The sequence below is a fragment of the Duganella sp. OV510 genome, assembly GCF_900100205.1.
Taxonomy (GTDB): Bacteria; Pseudomonadota; Gammaproteobacteria; order Burkholderiales; family Burkholderiaceae_D; genus Rugamonas.
This window is the reverse complement of sequence record NZ_FNEQ01000005.1, coordinates 404,431-422,131: the sequence shown is the minus strand read 5'-3', so window position 1 is coordinate 422,131 and position 17,701 is coordinate 404,431. Positions and strand designations below refer to the sequence as shown.

General features: G+C 64.6%; 5 protein-coding genes. All 5 read left to right on the top strand.

What is annotated here, in order from left to right:
* Nucleotides 1-65: 65 nt before the first annotated feature.
* The 5 genes from BLS51_RS30525 to BLS51_RS16320 all read left to right on the top strand — a co-directional run bounded on the left by BLS51_RS30525 (nt 66) and on the right by BLS51_RS16320 (nt 17,681).
* A complete protein-coding gene (locus BLS51_RS30525; protein WP_175472596.1) occupies nt 66-13,064 on the top strand; it encodes a hypothetical protein in 12,999 nt (4,332 codons plus the stop codon).
* A gap of 115 nt (nt 13,065-13,179) precedes the next feature.
* A complete protein-coding gene (locus BLS51_RS29730) occupies nt 13,180-13,344 on the top strand; it encodes a hypothetical protein (protein WP_175472584.1) in 165 nt (54 codons plus the stop codon).
* 200 nt (nt 13,345-13,544) lie between these two features.
* On the top strand, nt 13,545-13,685 hold the full coding sequence (locus BLS51_RS29725) for a hypothetical protein (protein WP_175472595.1): 141 nt from the start codon (nt 13,545-13,547) through the stop codon (nt 13,683-13,685).
* Nucleotides 13,686-13,790: 105 nt separating this feature from the next.
* Nucleotides 13,791-14,156 carry a hypothetical protein gene (locus tag BLS51_RS16325; protein ID WP_090183645.1) on the top strand — a complete coding sequence of 122 codons (366 nt, stop codon included), beginning with the start codon at nt 13,791-13,793 and terminating at the stop codon, nt 14,154-14,156.
* A 78-nt stretch (nt 14,157-14,234) separates the two neighbouring features.
* The gene (locus BLS51_RS16320) at nt 14,235-17,681 is read left to right on the top strand and encodes a response regulator (RefSeq protein WP_090183647.1); all 3,447 of its coding nucleotides are present in this window, start codon (nt 14,235-14,237) and stop codon (nt 17,679-17,681) included.
* The last annotated feature ends 20 nt before the right edge of the window (nt 17,682-17,701 follow it).

Genomic DNA, 17,701 nt, shown 5'->3' with positions numbered 1-17,701 from the left:
TAAATTGCTATTTTCGTCGACCGCCCGCAGATGGTGGCGCTTAACCATTACCAGGGATCAACAACATGGGAAACATTATCAACGGGACCAACGGTCCTGATAGCCTCGCTGCGGGCAACGACGGCGATACACTGAATGGCTTTGGCGGCAACGACGCCCTGTTCGGCGGCAACGGCAACGATGTGGTCAACGCCGGCGATGGCAATGATTTCATCAACGTCCGTGGCCGTGGCGCCGATACTGTCGACGGCGGCGGCGGCATTGACCGCGTCAGTTATTACTCTACGGTCGGGCCGGTGACCGCCAACCTGGAGACCGGCACCGTTGACGACGGCAGCGGTGGCATCGATGTGCTGACCAATATCGAACGCATCTCCGGCAGCGAGCAATTTGCCGACGTCATCATCGGCCGCGCCGATACCGATGAAACCCTGTACGGCGTCGGCGGCAACGACACGCTGGATGGCGGCGTTGGCGGCAGTGATACCGTCGGCTATGGCTTTGCGGTGAACAGTGGCGTGATGGTCAACCTGGCGCTGGGCACCAGCAGCGGCGACGATGACGTGGACGTGTTAAGCAACTTTGAAAATATCGAAGGCAGCCGTTTCAATGACACGCTGATCGGCGACAACGGCGCCAACATCCTGTGGGGCCTGGACGGCGATGACCTGCTGACCGGCGCCGGTGGCAACGACACGCTGGTCGGCGGCGCCGGCAACGATACCGCGCTCTACAGCGGCAACCGCAGCGACTACACGCTGACCACCTTGTCGAATGGCGACCTGCAAGTGCAGGACAACCGTGCTGGCGCGCCGGACGGCAGCGACATCGTGCGCGGCGTCAAAACGTTGCAGTTTGCCGACAGCGCGATGGTGATGAAGCCGCTGCCGCAAGTGGTCAGCAGCGTCCCTGCAGGCCAGCAGCTATTCCCCAAGAGTATCGCGCTGTTCGGTACCGGCGGCTCTGGCGGCAACGGCTATGTGACGGTGTTCCGTGCCAATGACGGTAGCGGCGAGGGCATTTATGTGCGCCTGTTCGATGGCGACGGTAACCCGCGCAGCAACGACCTGCTGGTGAATACCACCACTACCGGCGACCAGCGCGCGCCGACTGTCACGCCGCTGGGCGATGGCGGCTTTGTGGTGATGTGGGACAGCACACCGGAACTGGTGTATACCGACCTGGGGCTGGTGGAAATCCGCCTGCAGCGCTTTGACGCGGACGGCACCAAGGTTGGCGGCGAAGTGGCGGTGAACACCACCACCGACTTCCAGCAGCGTTTCCCGTCGTTGACCTACACCATCGACGGTGGTTACATGGCGGTGTGGCAGTCGCGCCATGAAAGTGGCGGCGCCAACGCCGGCATCTACGGTCAGATGTTCGATGCGAACGGCGACAAGGTTGGCGGCGAAGTGCAGATCAATACCACCGTTGCCGGCAACCAGCTGTCGCCGCTGGTGCGCATGGTTGGCGACGACGGCCAGATGGTCGTGGTGTGGTACGGTACGCTGGCGGATGGCAGTACCGGCTATGCGCAGCAGTTTCTGGACGCCGCCGGCAACAAGCTGGGCGGTGAGCAGATCGTGTATAGCGGCTCCGCCATTGCGTCAATGACGGCCGCCAATTATGCGTACCTGGATGGGGGATATGCGCTGACCTGGGTAGTGACGCACACCAATGGCAGCGGCGCCGTCATGGCGCGCCTGTTCAACAGCGATGGCACACCGCGCAGTGACGCGTTCACGGTGGCCGCCGGCGATTACTACGGCGGCGTCGACGCCATCGGCGTCTACGACGGTCAGCTGATGCTGGTCTGGGACACGGCGACGGCGGACGGCTACGCCATCGTCGGCCGCAAATTCGATCCCGTCTCTGGCCAGCCGGGCGGCGCGCAGTTCGTGGTCAGCGACTATACCGGCGGCAGCCGGCCCAGCTATCCGGCGCTGACCGGCAGCGGCAACGGCGATGTGCTGGTCACCTGGAATACGCAAGGGACCGCTTACACGGCCGGTCATGGCGGCGTCTACCAGCAACTGATCAATGGCGACGGCGAGCCGGAGTTTGGCAACTTCAACACCGGTGCCGCGCCAGCCGCCACCACCTTCACGGTGCAGACGGTAGTGGGCGGCGACATGCCGCAATACGAGGCCGCGCGCTATGTGCTGAATGCCGCCATGAACAGCGGCGACACCACCAATCTGCAGCACCTCGTCTTCACCGGCCATGCCGCAGTTGGCAGCAAGGTGACGCTGTACTCCGGCGACACGCTGCTGGCCACCACCTACACCGACGATGCCGGACTGTGGGCGACCGCAGCGCGCCATGTCAGCGACGGCGTCCACCAGCTGCGCGCGGTGGTGACCGACATCCATGGCAACAGCAGCGCCGCCAGCGCGGCGTTTACGCTGACGGTGCAGAGCAGCGCGCTGATCAACGGCACCAGCGGTGACGACGCCGCGCAATACTGGTACAACAACGGCGCCAACCTCACCGCGCAGACGCTGAACGGCGGCGCTGGCAACGATACGCTGGACGGCGGCGGCGGCGCCGACACGCTCAACGGCGGCGAGGGCAACGACACCTATATCGCCAGCGCCGACGATACGATCAATGAGGCGGCGGGGCACGGCGTCGACACCATCATCAGCAGCGGCAGTCTGACGCTGCCGGACAACGTTGAAAACCTGACCGCCAATGGCAATGTCTACAGCAGACTGATTGGCAACGCGCTGGACAATGTGCTGCGCGGTGGCAGCAGTGGCGAATATCTTGATGGCGGCGCCGGTAACGATACCGTCTACGGCAACGGCGGCGAGGATAACTTCCGCGATACCGCCGGCAACGACGTGCTGCTGGGCGGCGACGGCAACGATTTCTTCAGCGGCGGCAAGGCCGACAGCGGCAACGACCTGATGGACGGCGGCGCTGGCAATGACGCTTTCACACTGTCGGCCGGGCAGGACACCATCATCGGCGGCGAAGGCAACGCCGACTCACTGAACGCTTACGCCAGCATCATTCTGAACGGCGTCTCGCTGAACCTCGCCACCGGCGTGATGGCTGACAACGGCCGTGGTGAAAGCGGCAGCGTCAGCGGCGTCGAGATCATCTATGACAGCCGTTACAGCGATAACTTCACCGGCAGTGGCGCCGACGAATCCTTCTACCTGTATAGCGGCAATGATACGGTCGACGGTGGCGCCGGTTATGACGCGCTGATCTTCACCAGCAATGCCAACCTGACTGCCAGCCTGGCGACCGGCATCGGCACCAGCACCGAAGGCACCATCCACTTCAGCAATATCGAGATGCTGGGCGGCGGCTGGGGCAACGACAGCCTGACCGGCAGCAGCGGCAACGACCTGCTGCGCGGTTCCGATGGCAACGACACGCTGAAGGGCGGCGCCGGCAACGATACGCTGCGTGGCGACGGCGGCGCCAATGTGGCTGTCTACAGCGGCAGGAAGAGCGACTACAACATCAGCACCGCCGCCGATGGCGCCGTCATCGTGCAGGACAAGCGCAGCGGCGCGGCCGACGGCACCGACACGCTGTATAGCATCCGCACGCTGACTTTCTCGGACGGTAATATCGAGCTGAAAGCACTCGATCATGTGGTCAGCAGCAATCCCGGCAACTACCAGATCTACCAGAGCACGGCGTCGTCGTTGCTGTACGATGGCAGTTACATCCAGGTGTTCCGCGCCGCCGACGGCAATGGCGACGGCGTCTATGCGCGTGCCTTCGACGGCAATGGCAATCCACTCGGCAACGACATCCTGATCAACGCCGGTAACACCGCTGGCGACCAGCGCGCGCCGGTGGTTGCCAGCCTGTATTCCGGTGGCTACGCGGTGGCCTACCACAGTAACTCCGTGCAGGGTACGTTCTCCAACCACAGCGGCTGGGATGTGCTGGTGCAGGTACTGGACAATACCGGCCATCCGGTCGGCAGCCCGATCAATGTTGCGACCACCGAAGGCGTGGCGCAGCGCGCGCCGGTCGTCAGCAGCATCGATACCGGCGGCTTCGTGGTCGCATGGCAATCGGCACAGGCTGGCGCCGACGGCCATCTGGCGGTGGTCGCGCGCGTGTTTGATTACGCCGGTCAGCCGGTGGGCCCGGAGGTGCTGGTGGGCTCAGCCAGTGATTTCAACCAGACCACGCCGGTGGTGACGGCATGTAACGGAGGCGCCCTGGTGACCTGGAATGGCGTCACCCAGGATGGTGTGTACGGCCTCATCGAACAGCGCCTCGACTACGACGGCCAGAAAGTGGGCAGTGAATACCTGGTGTTCGCCACCGCCGGCGGCGCGGCAACGCTATCGCCGGCGCACAGCAGCCGCCTGTATGACGACAGTCATGTGCTGACATGGATCTATGACGCCGACGGCGTCGGCGCCGGCGAAGACGTGGTGATGGCGCGCAATTACGACGCCGACGGCAATCCGGTTGGCGAGGCGTTTATCGTGTCCAGCGCCGGCCGCCAGTCTTCATCGTCGGTGCTGTACTTGATGAACGACAACAGCTATATGGTGGTGTGGGATGTGGACAATGCCGATGGCAGCTCGGCCATCATGGGGCGCCGCTACAGCGGCACCGACAACAGCGCGCTGACCGCCGAGTTCAAGATCAGCAATTCCGCCAGTGCCGGCACCAAGCTGTTCCCTACGCTGGCAGAAGGCGCGGACGGCAGTGTGATTGTCAGCTGGGGCACGCAGGGCGCGGTCGAACTGTCTGGCAGCGGCGGCATCTATCAGCAAATCATCGACTACAACGGCGTGCCGCGGTTCTATGTCGGCGATTCCTCCACCACCAAGCCGGCCGCGCCGGCGCTGACGGTGCAGACCGTGGTCGGCGGCATGCAGCCTGTGCTGGACCCGGCCTACCCGGGCATGATGTACTACCTGAAGGACGCGCCGTTGAGCAACGGCGCCACGGTCAGCAACAGCCATCTGGTGATCAGCGGCACCGCCGCGCTGGGTTCGACCATCACCATCAAGGCCGGCACCACCGTATTGGGCACAGTGGCGGTGAACGACGACGGCCGCTGGGCGCTGGATGTGGCGTCGCTGGCCAGCGGCAGCTATGCGCTGACCGCCACGGTGACGGACCTGTTCGGCAAGATCAGCGTCGCCAGCAGCGCCTTCAACCTGGTGATCAACAACGCCATTACCGGCACCGCCGGCGCCGACGGCGAGGATTACTGGACCATACGCGGCGCCAACGGCAACGCGCAGAATCTTACCGGCCTGGACGGCAACGACACGCTCAACGGCGGCGGCGGCAACGACACGCTGGCCGGCGGCGGCGGCGACGACAGCTACATCGTCAACAATGCCGGCGTCACCATTGTCGAGGCGCTCAACGCCGGCAACGACACGGTGCGCACTGCAATCAGCCTGACGCTGGCGGCCAATGTGGAAAACGCCGTGCTGACCAGCGATAGCGGCGCCGCGCTGACCGGTAACGCGCTCAACAACGCGCTGACCGGCGGCGATGGCAACGACACGCTGAACGGCGCGGCCGGCAACGATACGCTGGCCGGCGGCAAGGGCGACGACAGCTATGTGGTGGACACGGCCGGCGATGTGGTGCAGGAGCTCGATGGCGGCGGCACCGACACGGTGGTGGTGGCCTTCACCGCCGCCGGCACTTACACGCTGACCAGCAATGTGGAAAACGCGGTGGCCAACGGCACGGTCGCCATCGGCCTGACCGGTAACGACAGCAACAATCTGCTGACCGGGAATACCGCAGCCAATGTGCTGACGGGTAACGGCGGCGACGATACGCTGAATGGCCTGGGCGGCAACGACAGCATGCTGGGTGGCGACGGCGACGACACCTATATCGTCGACGCCGCCGGCGACGTGGTGGTGGAAGCCGTCAACGGCGGCGCCGACACCATCCAGACCTCGCTGGCGACCTATGTGCTGACTGCCGCCAACGTCGAACAGCTGGTCTACATCGGCAACGCGGCCTTTACCGGCACTGGCGCCGGCGGCAATGACATCATCCTGGGCGGCGTCGGCAACGATACGCTGAATGGCGGCGCCGGCAATGATACGCTGAATGGACGTGGCGGCAATGACTCGCTGCTGGGCGGCGATGGCAATGATGAGCTGCTGATCAGCGGTGGCGGCGCCGACGTGGCGGACGGCGGCGCCGGCGACGATGTGGTGCGGCTGACGGGCCAGCGCGCCGATTACACGGTCACCCGCATCAGTGCGACCGACACCCGGCTGGTACACACCAGCAGCGGCGAGAGTGTGCTGATCCGCAACGTCGAAACGGTAGGGTTCGCCGGTGGTGAAGTGTCGCTGAATGAGTTGATCTACAACACAGCCAGCCCTGGCGCCGATACGCTGGAGGGCGGTCCCGGCAACGACACGCTGGACGGCGGCGCTGGCGCCGACCTGCTGCGCGGTTTTGGCGGCGACGATACCTATCTGATCGACCACAAGGACGACGTGATCGACGAGGCGGCCGACCAGGGCCGTGACAAGGCGCTGGTCAATCTGGCGGCCGGCGCCAGCTATACGCTGGCGGCCAATGTCGAGGACGCCACGGTGACGTCGACAGCGGCGGTCGGCCTGGTCGGGAATGCGCTGGACAATGCGCTGACCGGGAATGCCGCAGCCAACACGCTGACCGGGAATGCCGGCAACGACACGCTGGACGGCGGCGCCGGCAACGACACCATGCTCGGCGGCAGCGGCGATGACGAGTACCTCGTCACCGAAGCCGGCGATGTGGTGACCGAACTGAAGGACGGCGGCACTGATTACGTCAGCACCACACTGGCCACTCATACGTTGAGCGCCAATGTGGAAGTGCTGCAATACATTGGCAGTGGCGCCTTTAACGGCACAGGCAACGAGCTGGACAACTCAATAGTCGGCAGCAACGGCAACGATACCCTGAACGGCGGTGCCGGCAACGACGCCCTGTACGGCAATATGGGCAACGACAGCCTGGTGGGCGGCGCCGGTGCCGACCTCTTTGTGCCAGGACGCGGCAACGACACGCTGGACGGCGGCGCCATCACCGACCGCATCGGCTACAGCGATGCCAACACCGCCAGCTATCTCGGCTCGGCGGGCGCGGTTGACATCAACCTGGCCACCGGTGTGGGGCTGGATGGCATGGGCGGCACCGACAAGCTGATCAACATCAACATCGTGCGTGGCTCGCAGTTCGACGACAAGCTGACCGGCAGCAGCGCTTTGCTGCTGGAGGAATTTCAGGGCACGCACGGCAATGACACCATCGACGGCGGCGCCATTACCGACACGCTGAACCTGGAAAACAGCAATCTGGTCAGCTATGACCTGGCCGAAGAGGGCGTCTGGGTCAGCCTGGCGGACGGCACTTCCGAGGGCGCCGACACCGGCATCGACACGCTGATCAATATCAACCAGGTACGCGGCTCGAACCAGGGCGACGTGCTGATCGGCTCCGACAGCGCGCTGATCGAACAGTTTGAAGGCTTGGACGGTGACGACAGCATCGACGGCGCCGGCGGTGTCGACTTCGTCCGCTACGACCGTGCCAGCAGCGCCGTGGTGGTCAGCCTGGCCGATGGCACGGCCAGTGGCGGTGCCGGCAACGATACATTCAGCCATATCGAGGGCGTGCGCGGCTCGGCGTTCAATGACGTGCTGACCGGCGGTAACGTCGCCAACAACGATCTGGAAATTTTCATCGGCAACGGCGGCAATGACAGCATTGACGGCGGCAGCGGCTTCGACGTTGCCGAGTACAGCAGCAGCCTGGCGGCGGTGAATGTCAACCTGGTCAGCGGCGTGGCGCTGGACGGCCTGGGCGGCCAGGACGCGCTGACCGATATTGAGGGCGTGGTCGGCTCTGCCTTCAACGACACGCTGACCGGCAGCGACGCCGGGTATGAGAGTTTTGAAGGGCGCGCCGGCAACGACACCATCGACGGCAAGGGTGGCATCGACCGCGTGGACTACTTCGGCGCCAAGACGGGCGTGGTGGTCAACCTGGTCACCGGCACCGCGTCGGACGGTTATGGCGGCACCGACAAGCTGCTGAATATCGAAGACGTGATTGGTTCGATCTACAACGACAGCATCACCGGCAACGCGGCTGATAATGTGCTGATCGGCTATCTGGGCAACGACACCTTGAACGGCGGCGCTGGTGACGACCTGTTCTTTGCCGGCTCCGGCCTCGATCTGGTCGACGGCGGGGCGGACCTCGACACGCTGCTCTTGCAGGGCAACTTCGCCGACTACACTATCACCCGGCCGAATGCGACCGACCTGGTGCTGGTGAATGCTGCTACCGGAGAAAACCTGACGGTGCGCAATGTCGAGTATTTCAGCTTTATCGATGGCCTGCGCAACTATGGCCAGACCATCGGCAATTCGGTCAGCATCTTCCCCGACGTGCTGACCGGCACCGATAACGACGACAGCCTCAACGGCGGCGGCGGCGCCGATACCATGTTGGGCGGCAAGGGCGACGACATTTATGTGGTGGACGTGGCAGGCGACGTCATTGTCGAAGCGGACGGCGAGGGCAGCGATCTGGTGCAGGTGGCGTTCACCGCTGCCGGTACTTACACGCTGGGCGACAACGTGGAAAACGCCACGGTCACGGCGGCCGGCACGCTGGCGGTGAATATCACCGGCAACGCACTGGATAACCTGCTGATCGGCAACGCCGCCGCCAACAAGTTGAGCGGCGGTGCCGGCGACGACACGCTGGTCGGCGGCGCCGGCATCGACAGCCTGACAGGCGGCGATGGCGACGACTCCTACGTGGTCGACATCGGCAACGATGTCATCACCGAGCTGGCCAACGGCGGCCACGACACGGTGCAGACGGCGCTGACCAGCTTCACGCTGGCAGCCCAGGTGGAAGCCCTGTACTACAACGGCAGCGGCAATTTCAACGGCAGCGGCAATGCGCAGGACAACCAGCTGATCGGCAACAGCGGCAACGATACATTGAACGGCGGCGCCGGCGCCGACTACCTGGCCGGTGCGTCCGGCAATGACAGCCTGCTGGGCGGGGATGGCGACGACACGCTGGAAGCCGGCAAGGGCGCCAGCGACGTCGCCGATGGCGGCGCCGGCAGCGACACGCTGGTGCTGCTGGGCGACTTCGACGATTATGTGCGCACCCGTACCAGCGCCACCGACACCAGGCTGGTGAACACCACCACCGGCGAGTCGGTCACGCTGCGCAATATCGAGCTGTTCCGCTTCAATGGCGTCGACAAGACGCTGGCCGACGTGCATTTCAACCTGACCAGCGTCGGCGACGATGTGCTGGAGGGGACCAGCGGCAACGATATCATCAACGGCGGCACCGGCAAGGACACCATGTCCGGCGGCGCTGGCGACGACACCTATGTGGTGGATGTGGCAGGCGACGTCATCGTCGAAGCGGACGACGAGGGCGCCGACCTGGTGCAGGTGGCATTCACCGCCGCCGGCACCTACACGTTGGGCGACTATGTGGAAAACGCCACGGTGACCACGGCCGGCACGGTGGCGGTGAATATCACCGGTAACGCACTGGATAACCTGCTGATCGGCAACGGCGGCGCCAACAAGCTGGTGGGCGGCGGCGGCAACGATACGCTGAATGGCGGCGCCGGCAGCGACAATATGAGCGGCGGCGATGGCGACGATCTCTACCTGGTCGATGTTGCCGGCGACGTGGTGGTCGAGCTGGCAGGTGTCGGCTCTGGTATCGACACGGTGAGGACTACGCTGACCACCTACACGCTGGGCGCCAACGTCGAAAACGTGGTGTTCTCAAGCGGCTTCAGCGTCAAGGGCAGCGGCAACGCATTGGACAATGATCTGATCGGCGGCGGCGGCAATGACACCTTGAGCGGCGGCGCCGGCAGCGACTATCTGGTCGGCAACTCCGGCAACGACAGCCTGCTGGGGGAAGATGGCAATGACACCTTCAACAGCGGCACCGGCAGCAACGATGTGGTGGACGGCGGGGCCGGCCAGGACTCGATCGAACTGGCCGGCAATTTTAGCGATTACCAGCGCAGCCGCATCAACGCTACTGATACGCGGCTGGTCAACACGCTGACCGGCGAGAACATCACCGTGCGCGCAGTCGAGGAGTTCCAGTTTGCAGACGGCATCAGGTCGCTGGAACAGGTCAATTTCAACCTCACCAGCGTCGGCAACGATGTGCTGGAAGGCACGAGCGGCGCCGACACCATCAATGGCGGAACCGGCGCCGACACCATGGCCGGCCTGGCTGGCAATGATACCTATGTGGTGGATGTGGCTGGCGACGTGGTGCAGGAAGACCTCAACCAGGGCACCGACCTGGTCCAGGTGGCCTTCACCTCAGTCGGCGCCTACACGCTGAGCGCCAACGTGGAAAACGCCACGGTGACCAGCACCGCCGCCGTCAGCCTGGTCGGCAATGCGCTCGACAACGTGCTGACCGGGAATGCTGCCGCCAACAAGCTGAGCGGCGAGGCCGGCAACGATACGCTGATCGGCGGCGCCGGCAACGACACGCTGATCGGTGGCGCCGGCGACGATGTCTATATCGTCGATGCGGCTGGCGATGTGGTCACCGAAATCGCCGGCGGCGGCGCTGACCGGGTGGAGACCGCGCTGGCCAGCCTCACGCTGGCGGCAGAAGTGGAAAAACTGTATTACACCGGCAGCGCCGCCTTCAACGGCACGGGCAACCTGCTGGCCAACGAGATCAAGGGCGGCAACGGCAACGACACGCTGAATGGTGGCGCAGGCAACGATACGCTGCGCGGCGGTGCAGGCAACGATAGCCTGCTGGGCGGCGATGGCGATGACCTGCTACTGGCTGGCGTCGGCACGGCCGATATCGTCGACGGCGGCAACGGCGCTGATACGCTGGAAGTGCTGGGCGCGTTCGCCAGCTATGTGCGCACCCGCGTCTCAGCCACCGACACCCGGCTGGTCAACAGCGCCACCGGCGAGTCGCTGATTATCCGCAACGTCGAAACGGTGGTGTTTACCGATGGCGCCAAGTCGCTGGCGGAGGTCAATGACAACCTCGCCAGCGCCGGCAACGACTCGCTAACCGGCACCAGTGGCGCGGACACGCTCAACGGCGGCGTCGGCGCCGACACCATGGCCGGCCTGGATGGCGACGACACCTATGTGGTGGAAGTGGCGGGCGACGTGGTCACCGAACTGGCCGACGAGGGCGTCGACCTGGTGCAGGTGGCCTTTACCGCAGCCGGCGCCTACACGCTGAGCGCCAACGTGGAAAACGCCACGGTGACCAGCACCGCCGTCGTCAGCCTGGTCGGCAATGGGCTGGACAATGTGCTGACCGGGAACGCGGCCGCCAACACGCTGACCGGCAACGCCGGCAATGACACGCTGATCGGCGGCGCCGGTAACGATACGCTGATCGGTGGCGCCGGCAACGACGTGTATGTGGTGGATGCGGCCGGCGATGTGGTGACCGAAGGCGTCAGCGCCGGCATTGACCGGGTCGACACCACGCTGGCCACCTACACGCTGGGAGTCAATGTCGAGCAGCTGAAATACACCGGCAGCGCTGCCTTCAGGGGCACCGGCAACGCACTGGACAATGAGATCCTGGGCGGCGCCGGCAACGATACGCTGACCGGCGCCGAGGGCAACGACACGCTGCGCGGCGGCGCCGGCAACGACAGCCTGCTGGGTGGCGACGGCAACGACCTGCTGAATGCCGGCGCCGGCACGGCCGACATCGTCGATGGCGGCAACGGCGACGATACGCTGGAAGTGCTGGGCAATTTCGCCAGCTATATGCGCAGCCGCGTCTCGGCCACCGACACCCGGCTGGTCAACAGCGCCACCGGCGAATCGCTGACCATCCGCAACGTCGAGTCGGTGCTGTTTGCCGACGGCGTCAGGACGCTGGAACTGGTCCACAGCAACCTGGCCAGCAGCGGCAACGATGTGCTGGAAGGTACGGCTGGCGACGATACGCTGAACGGCGGCGCCGGTGCCGACAGCATGGCCGGCGGCGACGGCAACGACACCTATGTGGTGGACGTGGCAGGCGACGTCGTCAGCGAACTGGCCGACGAAGGCATCGACCTGGTGCAGGTAGCCATCACGGTGGCCGGCAGCGTCTACACGCTGGGCGCCAATGTGGAAAACGCCACCGTCACCAGCACCGCCACCATCAGCCTGGTCGGCAACGCGCTGGATAATGTGCTGACCGGGAATAGCGTCGGCAACACGCTGAGCGGCAACGACGGCAACGACACGCTGGTCGGCGGCGCCGGCAACGATACCCTGGTGGGGGGTGCCGGCGACGATGTGTATGTGGTGGACGCCGCTGGCGATGTGGTGACCGAAGGCACAGGCGCCGGCAGTGACCGGGTGGAAACGTCACTGTCCAGCCACACGCTGGCCGCCAATGTGGAGCAGCTGGTCTACACCGGCAGCGGCACCTTCAATGGCACAGGCAATGCGCTGGACAACCAGATCCGTGGCGGCAACGGCAACGATACACTGGTCGGCGGCCTTGGCAATGACAGCCTGCTGGGCGGCCTCGGCAACGACAACCTGCAGGGCGGGGCCGGCAGCGATGTACTGACCGGCGGCGCCGGCAACGATCTGCTCAACGGCGGTGCTGATGCCGACACCTTTGTGCTGGCCAGCGCCACCGGCGTCGATACCATCGCCGATTTTGTCAGCGGCACCGACAAGATCAGTATCAGCCAGACGGTGCTGGCGATCGGCAACGGCGACCAGGTGCTGGACGGCGCGGTACTGCGCAGCGCGGCCGGCGGCTTTGCCGCCAGCGCCGAGCTGGTACTGTTCACCCAGAACGCCAGCGGCGCCACGGCGGCAGCGGCGGCGGCGGTGATCGGTTCGGCCAGCAGCGCCTTCACGCTGGGGCAGCAGAGCCTGTTCGTGGTCGACAATGGCAGCAACAGCTATCTGTACCTGTTCAAGTCCAGCGGCACCGATGCGCTGGTATCGGCGGCGGAATTGACGCAACTGGCAATATTGACCGGCGTGCCAGCCACTGCAATCAGCGATTTCCAGCTGATCGGCTGATTGTTGTTTCCTCCTTGTGCCCTGCGTGCGGCAACACACGCAGGGCTTTTTTTCGACCTTGTTTATGGTGCAGTTTGCCCAACACTGACATCAAGTTCATACAGGAGGACGCCGCATGATCCAGTCAGATACCCACATCCCGCGCCACGCGCACATTACGCCCGATCCGGAAGTGCCGCCACCGCCGCCTGAAAAGGATCCGCCACCGGACAATACACCGCTGCCGGAACAGGCCCCGATCGAGGAGCCGACGCCGCGCAAACCACCTATCAAAACCTAGTTTTTGATTGCGCTTGTGTGCGCCAACGCACCGTCCGTTGCGTGGAACGGACGGTATTCTTGTTCCACGCTCTCTATCGAACTGACAGTTGTTGCTCGCCGGATACATAACTTAATATTTGTGCTGAGCGTCACACAGGGGTAATGAAAGAGTTCCTATAATTTAGTCATGTCGTCACGTTTCTGTTCACGGAGAGCATCATGGGTAATTCCTTACACAACAAAATCTATCTCGGTCGCCGCAGTGTTGCCCTGAGCACGAAGCGTGTACAAGCCGTGATTTGCGTAGCAGCCTTTGCCAGCATCGGCCTGGTGTGGCTGGTGATCCGCGCTCTCCAATAAGTTTTTTTCTCCTGATTGCCAGCCTGCGGCCGGGCCTTGCCTTGCCGCCGGGACTGCGAGCGCGTACCATGAGGGCCGCAGCAGTCTTTTATGGAAAAAATGGCAATGAAGAATGAAAAATTCACGCAGGACGAGTATAACGCCCTGTACGAAGTCCAGCGCGGCATCAAGGGTGATCGCGTCAGCGCCTGTGTGGGCCGCAACAGCAAGCGCCTGTCCGGCCTCAAATTGATCAGTATTGCCCACAACGGCCGCATCTCGCTGACCGACAAGGGCGAGCAAACCATCTTCCTGCACCGCTGCGTGCTGGGTCTGCGCACGGTGGCCGGCCAGCCGGGCAGTACGCTGGATGCCGATGTCGCCCTGTTCCTCGGCAAAAAATCCCATGTATTGCAGCGCGCCGACGGCGGCTTCGAACTCAGCGACAAAGGCCGCGAGTCGCTGCAAGACATCACTAATCAAGGTTTCTGATTGAAAACGCTCCTACGGAGCGTTTTTTTTGCGGTATTGTATGGCCAATAACACAGCAAGACGATTCCATCCTTGGCTATGAGATTCAACACGCTGCAAAAGATCCGCAAATTATTCCGCGTGCTGGTGACGGCTGTGGTGGTGGTATTGCTGATCGTATGCATCTTCGTCGCGCACGTGCTCAACCAGAGCCGGCTGCGCTACTATGCGGCGGCCGAGGAAACCTCGCACAACCTCGCCATTTCTCTGGAAAACTTCATGCAGTCGCATTTCCAGGAAGTGGACCTGGCGATGCGCCGCGCCGACCAGGAATTCCGCGCCATGCACGCGCAGCGGCGCTTCTCCGACGAGCAGTTCAGCGCCTATCTGCGCGGGCTGAAGGAGCGCATGCCGCACGCGCAGGCGGTGCGCGGCGCCAACCGTGCCGGCATGGTGATCTACGGCGAACAGATCGACCTGCAACGGCCGCAAGACCTGACCATCCGCGAATTCTTTACCCGTGCGCAGAACGAGCATGAGCTGATCTTCGGCATCCCGGTGCAGTCGCGCATCACCAATGAATGGGTGCTGCCGCTGGCCTATCCGCTGACGCTGCCGGACGGCACGTTTGGCGGCGCCGCCTACGTGCTGATGAACAGCTCGCAGATCACCGAAGCATTCTCCGGGCTGAACATCGGCCAGCATGGCGCCATCGTGCTGATGGACGACAGGAAGCGGGTGCTGCACCGTTACCCGGAAGCCGCTGACATGAAGTTCGGCAGCACTATCAAGATCAATCCGGCCACCCAGGCCATCCTCGACGGCAAGCAGCGCAGCGCCAGTTACACCGTGGTCAGCCCGCGCGACCAGCGCGAGCGCAGTCTCAGCGTGGAGAAGGTGGGCGCCTATCCGGTGTATGTGGTGGTGGGGCTGGCCAGCGACGATTTTCTGGCGCCGTGGTACAAGGAAATCCGCAACGCCTCGATCTTCCTGGTGCTGTTGATCGGCCTGTCGGTAGTGCTGCTGATGGGCGTGCGCTTCAACCTGCGGCAGCAATACCAGACGCTGACCGCGCTGGGCGAGGCCGACCAGGCGCTGCAGCAGTCGCTGGCGCAGCTGACCGCGTCGGAATCGCGCTGGCGCTCGCTGACCGAGGGTTTGCCGCAGATGGTGTGGACCGCCTTGCCGTCGCTGCGCATCGATTTCATGAGCCATCACTGGGAAAGCTTCAGCGGCACGCCGTCCGCGCAGCTGATGGCCGACGGCGACTGGTCGCGGGTGATCCATCCGGACGACCTGCCGGTGATCGCCGCCGCCCGCGAGCGTGCGCTGGCCGACGGCGACGAGTTCCGCTGCGACTGCCGGCTGCGCCGCCACGACGGCGTGTGGCGTATCTTCGACAATCACGCGCTGCCGCAGAAAGACGCCAGCGGCGCCATCATCAGCTGGGTCGGCAGCAGCACCGACAGCACTGAGCTGCGCACCGCGCACGATGCGCTGTTGCAAGCCAAGGAGGCGGCCGACAATGCAGGCCGCGCCAAGTCCGACTTTGTTGCCAACATGAGCCACGAAATCCGCTCGCCGATGAACGCCGTGCTGGGCATGCTGCAACTGTTGCGTCAGACCAGCATGAGCGGACGCCAGCAGGACTATGTCGACAAGGCGCACGCGGCGGCCAGTGCCTTGCTTGGCCTGCTGAACGATGTGCTGGACTTCTCGAAGGTGGAGGCCGGCAAGCTGGCGCTCGACCCGCATCCATTCCGCATGGACAAGCTGTGGCGCGACCTGGCGGTGATCCTGTCGGCGAATGTCGGCAACAAGAATATCGAAGTGCTGTTCCGGGTTGACCCGGCGCTGCCGGCGATGGTGGTTGGCGATGCGCTGCGCTTGCAGCAAATCCTGCTGAATCTGGCCGGCAACGCCATCAAATTCACCGAGCGCGGCGAGGTGGTTGTGTCGGCGCAGCTGGTGGCGCAGACGGCCACCACGCTGTCGGTGGCGTTTGCCATCCGCGACACCGGCATCGGCATCGCGCCCGAGCAGTGCGAGCATATCTTCGACGGTTTCTCGCAGGCCGAGGCCTCGACCGCGCGCCGCTTCGGCGGCACCGGCTTGGGACTGGCGATTAGCCAGCGGCTGGTGCGCATGATGGGCGGCACGCTGCGCGTGGTCAGCGAGGTGGGGCAGGGCAGCGTCTTCGATTTCGCGGTCGATTTCGGCGTTTCCAGCGAACAGCCGGACGTGGTGCCGGTGACCGCCTTGCCGCTGCAGGATGCACAGATGCGCGGCCTGTCCTGCCTGGTGGTGGACGACAACCCGGTGGCGCGCACCGTGCTGCGCGAAATGGCGGCCTCGTTCGGCTGGCGGGTCGACATCGCCGCCGGCGGCTACGAGGCGCTGGACGCGATCGCCGCGCAGATCGGCCGCGGCAAGGCGTATGACGTGGTGTTCATCGACTGGCGCATGCCGTCGCTGGACGGCTGGGAAACCAGCCGCCGCATCCGCCAGCTGACGCCGCGGGCCAAGATGCCGCTGATCGTCATGGTCACCGCGCACGACCGCGAGGTGCTGGCGCAGCGGCAGCAGGAAATCACGCCGGTGCTGGATGGTTTCGTGGTCAAGCCGGTCACCGCCTCGATGCTGTTCGACGCGGTGGCGGATGCGCGGCTGGAGCACCGCAAGCCGCTGGAAACAGCGCTGGCGCCATCGCTGCGCCGGCTGGCCGGCTTGCGGCTGCTGCTGGTGGATGACAATCCGGCCAACCAGCAGGTCGCCAGCGAGCTGCTCAGCAATGAAGGGGCGCAGGTGGAAGTGGCCAGCTCGGGGCAGATGGCGCTGGCCGTGGTGTCGCGCGCCGGGCCGCTGGCCGACCTGCTGCTGATGGACATCCAGATGCCGGAAATGGACGGCTACCAGACCACGCGCGCCATCCAGGCCAAGCTGGGCAAGGCGACGCCGCCGATTGTCGCGATGACCGCCAACGCCATGGCCTCGGACCGCATTGCCGCGCTGGAAGCGGGCATGGTCGACCATATCGGCAAGCCGTTCGACCTCGACCAGCTGATCGAAGTCATCCTGAGACATGCGCGCCGTGACGGCGGCTCGCTGGCAGCCACGTCGGCGACTGAAGCGCCGGCCCCGGTCCGCGCCGCACCAGCGGATGCCGCCATCGCATTACCACCGGCTGGCCTGAACAGCGCCGCTGCGCTGAAGCGGCTGGGAGGGCTCGAATCCGTCTACCTGATCGCCTTGCGCAGCTTCATCGACGAAGCTGAAAAGCTGGCGGCGCAACTGGCGGCCGCGCGCAACGACCAGAACCTGGCCGCCGCCTTGCCGGCGCTGCACACGCTAAAAGGCCTGGCCGGCACGGTCGGCGCCGACCGCCTGGCCATCCTCAGCCAGCAAGCCGAGCGCGCGTTAAAGGACGACACCGGCGCCTGGTCCGCACTCGACCCGGTGCTGCAAGCCTGCCCCGGCGTCGCCGCCGACATCCAGCGACTCCTATCCGGGGTCAGTTCTGCCAAACGTACACGGGCTCTACCGTAGCAGTCGCTACGGTAGAGCCC

Bases quoted from the DNA above. Each gene is read 5' to 3' on its own strand.
- BLS51_RS30525 (WP_175472596.1), top strand. From the start codon at position 66: ATGGGAAACATTATCAACGGGACCAACGGTCCTGATAGCCTCGCTGCG.
- BLS51_RS29730 (WP_175472584.1), top strand. From the start codon at position 13,180: ATGATCCAGTCAGATACCCACATCCCGCGCCACGCGCACATTACGCCC.
- BLS51_RS29725 (WP_175472595.1), top strand. From the start codon at position 13,545: ATGGGTAATTCCTTACACAACAAAATCTATCTCGGTCGCCGCAGTGTT.
- BLS51_RS16325 (WP_090183645.1), top strand. From the start codon at position 13,791: ATGAAGAATGAAAAATTCACGCAGGACGAGTATAACGCCCTGTACGAA.
- BLS51_RS16320 (WP_090183647.1), top strand. From the start codon at position 14,235: ATGAGATTCAACACGCTGCAAAAGATCCGCAAATTATTCCGCGTGCTG.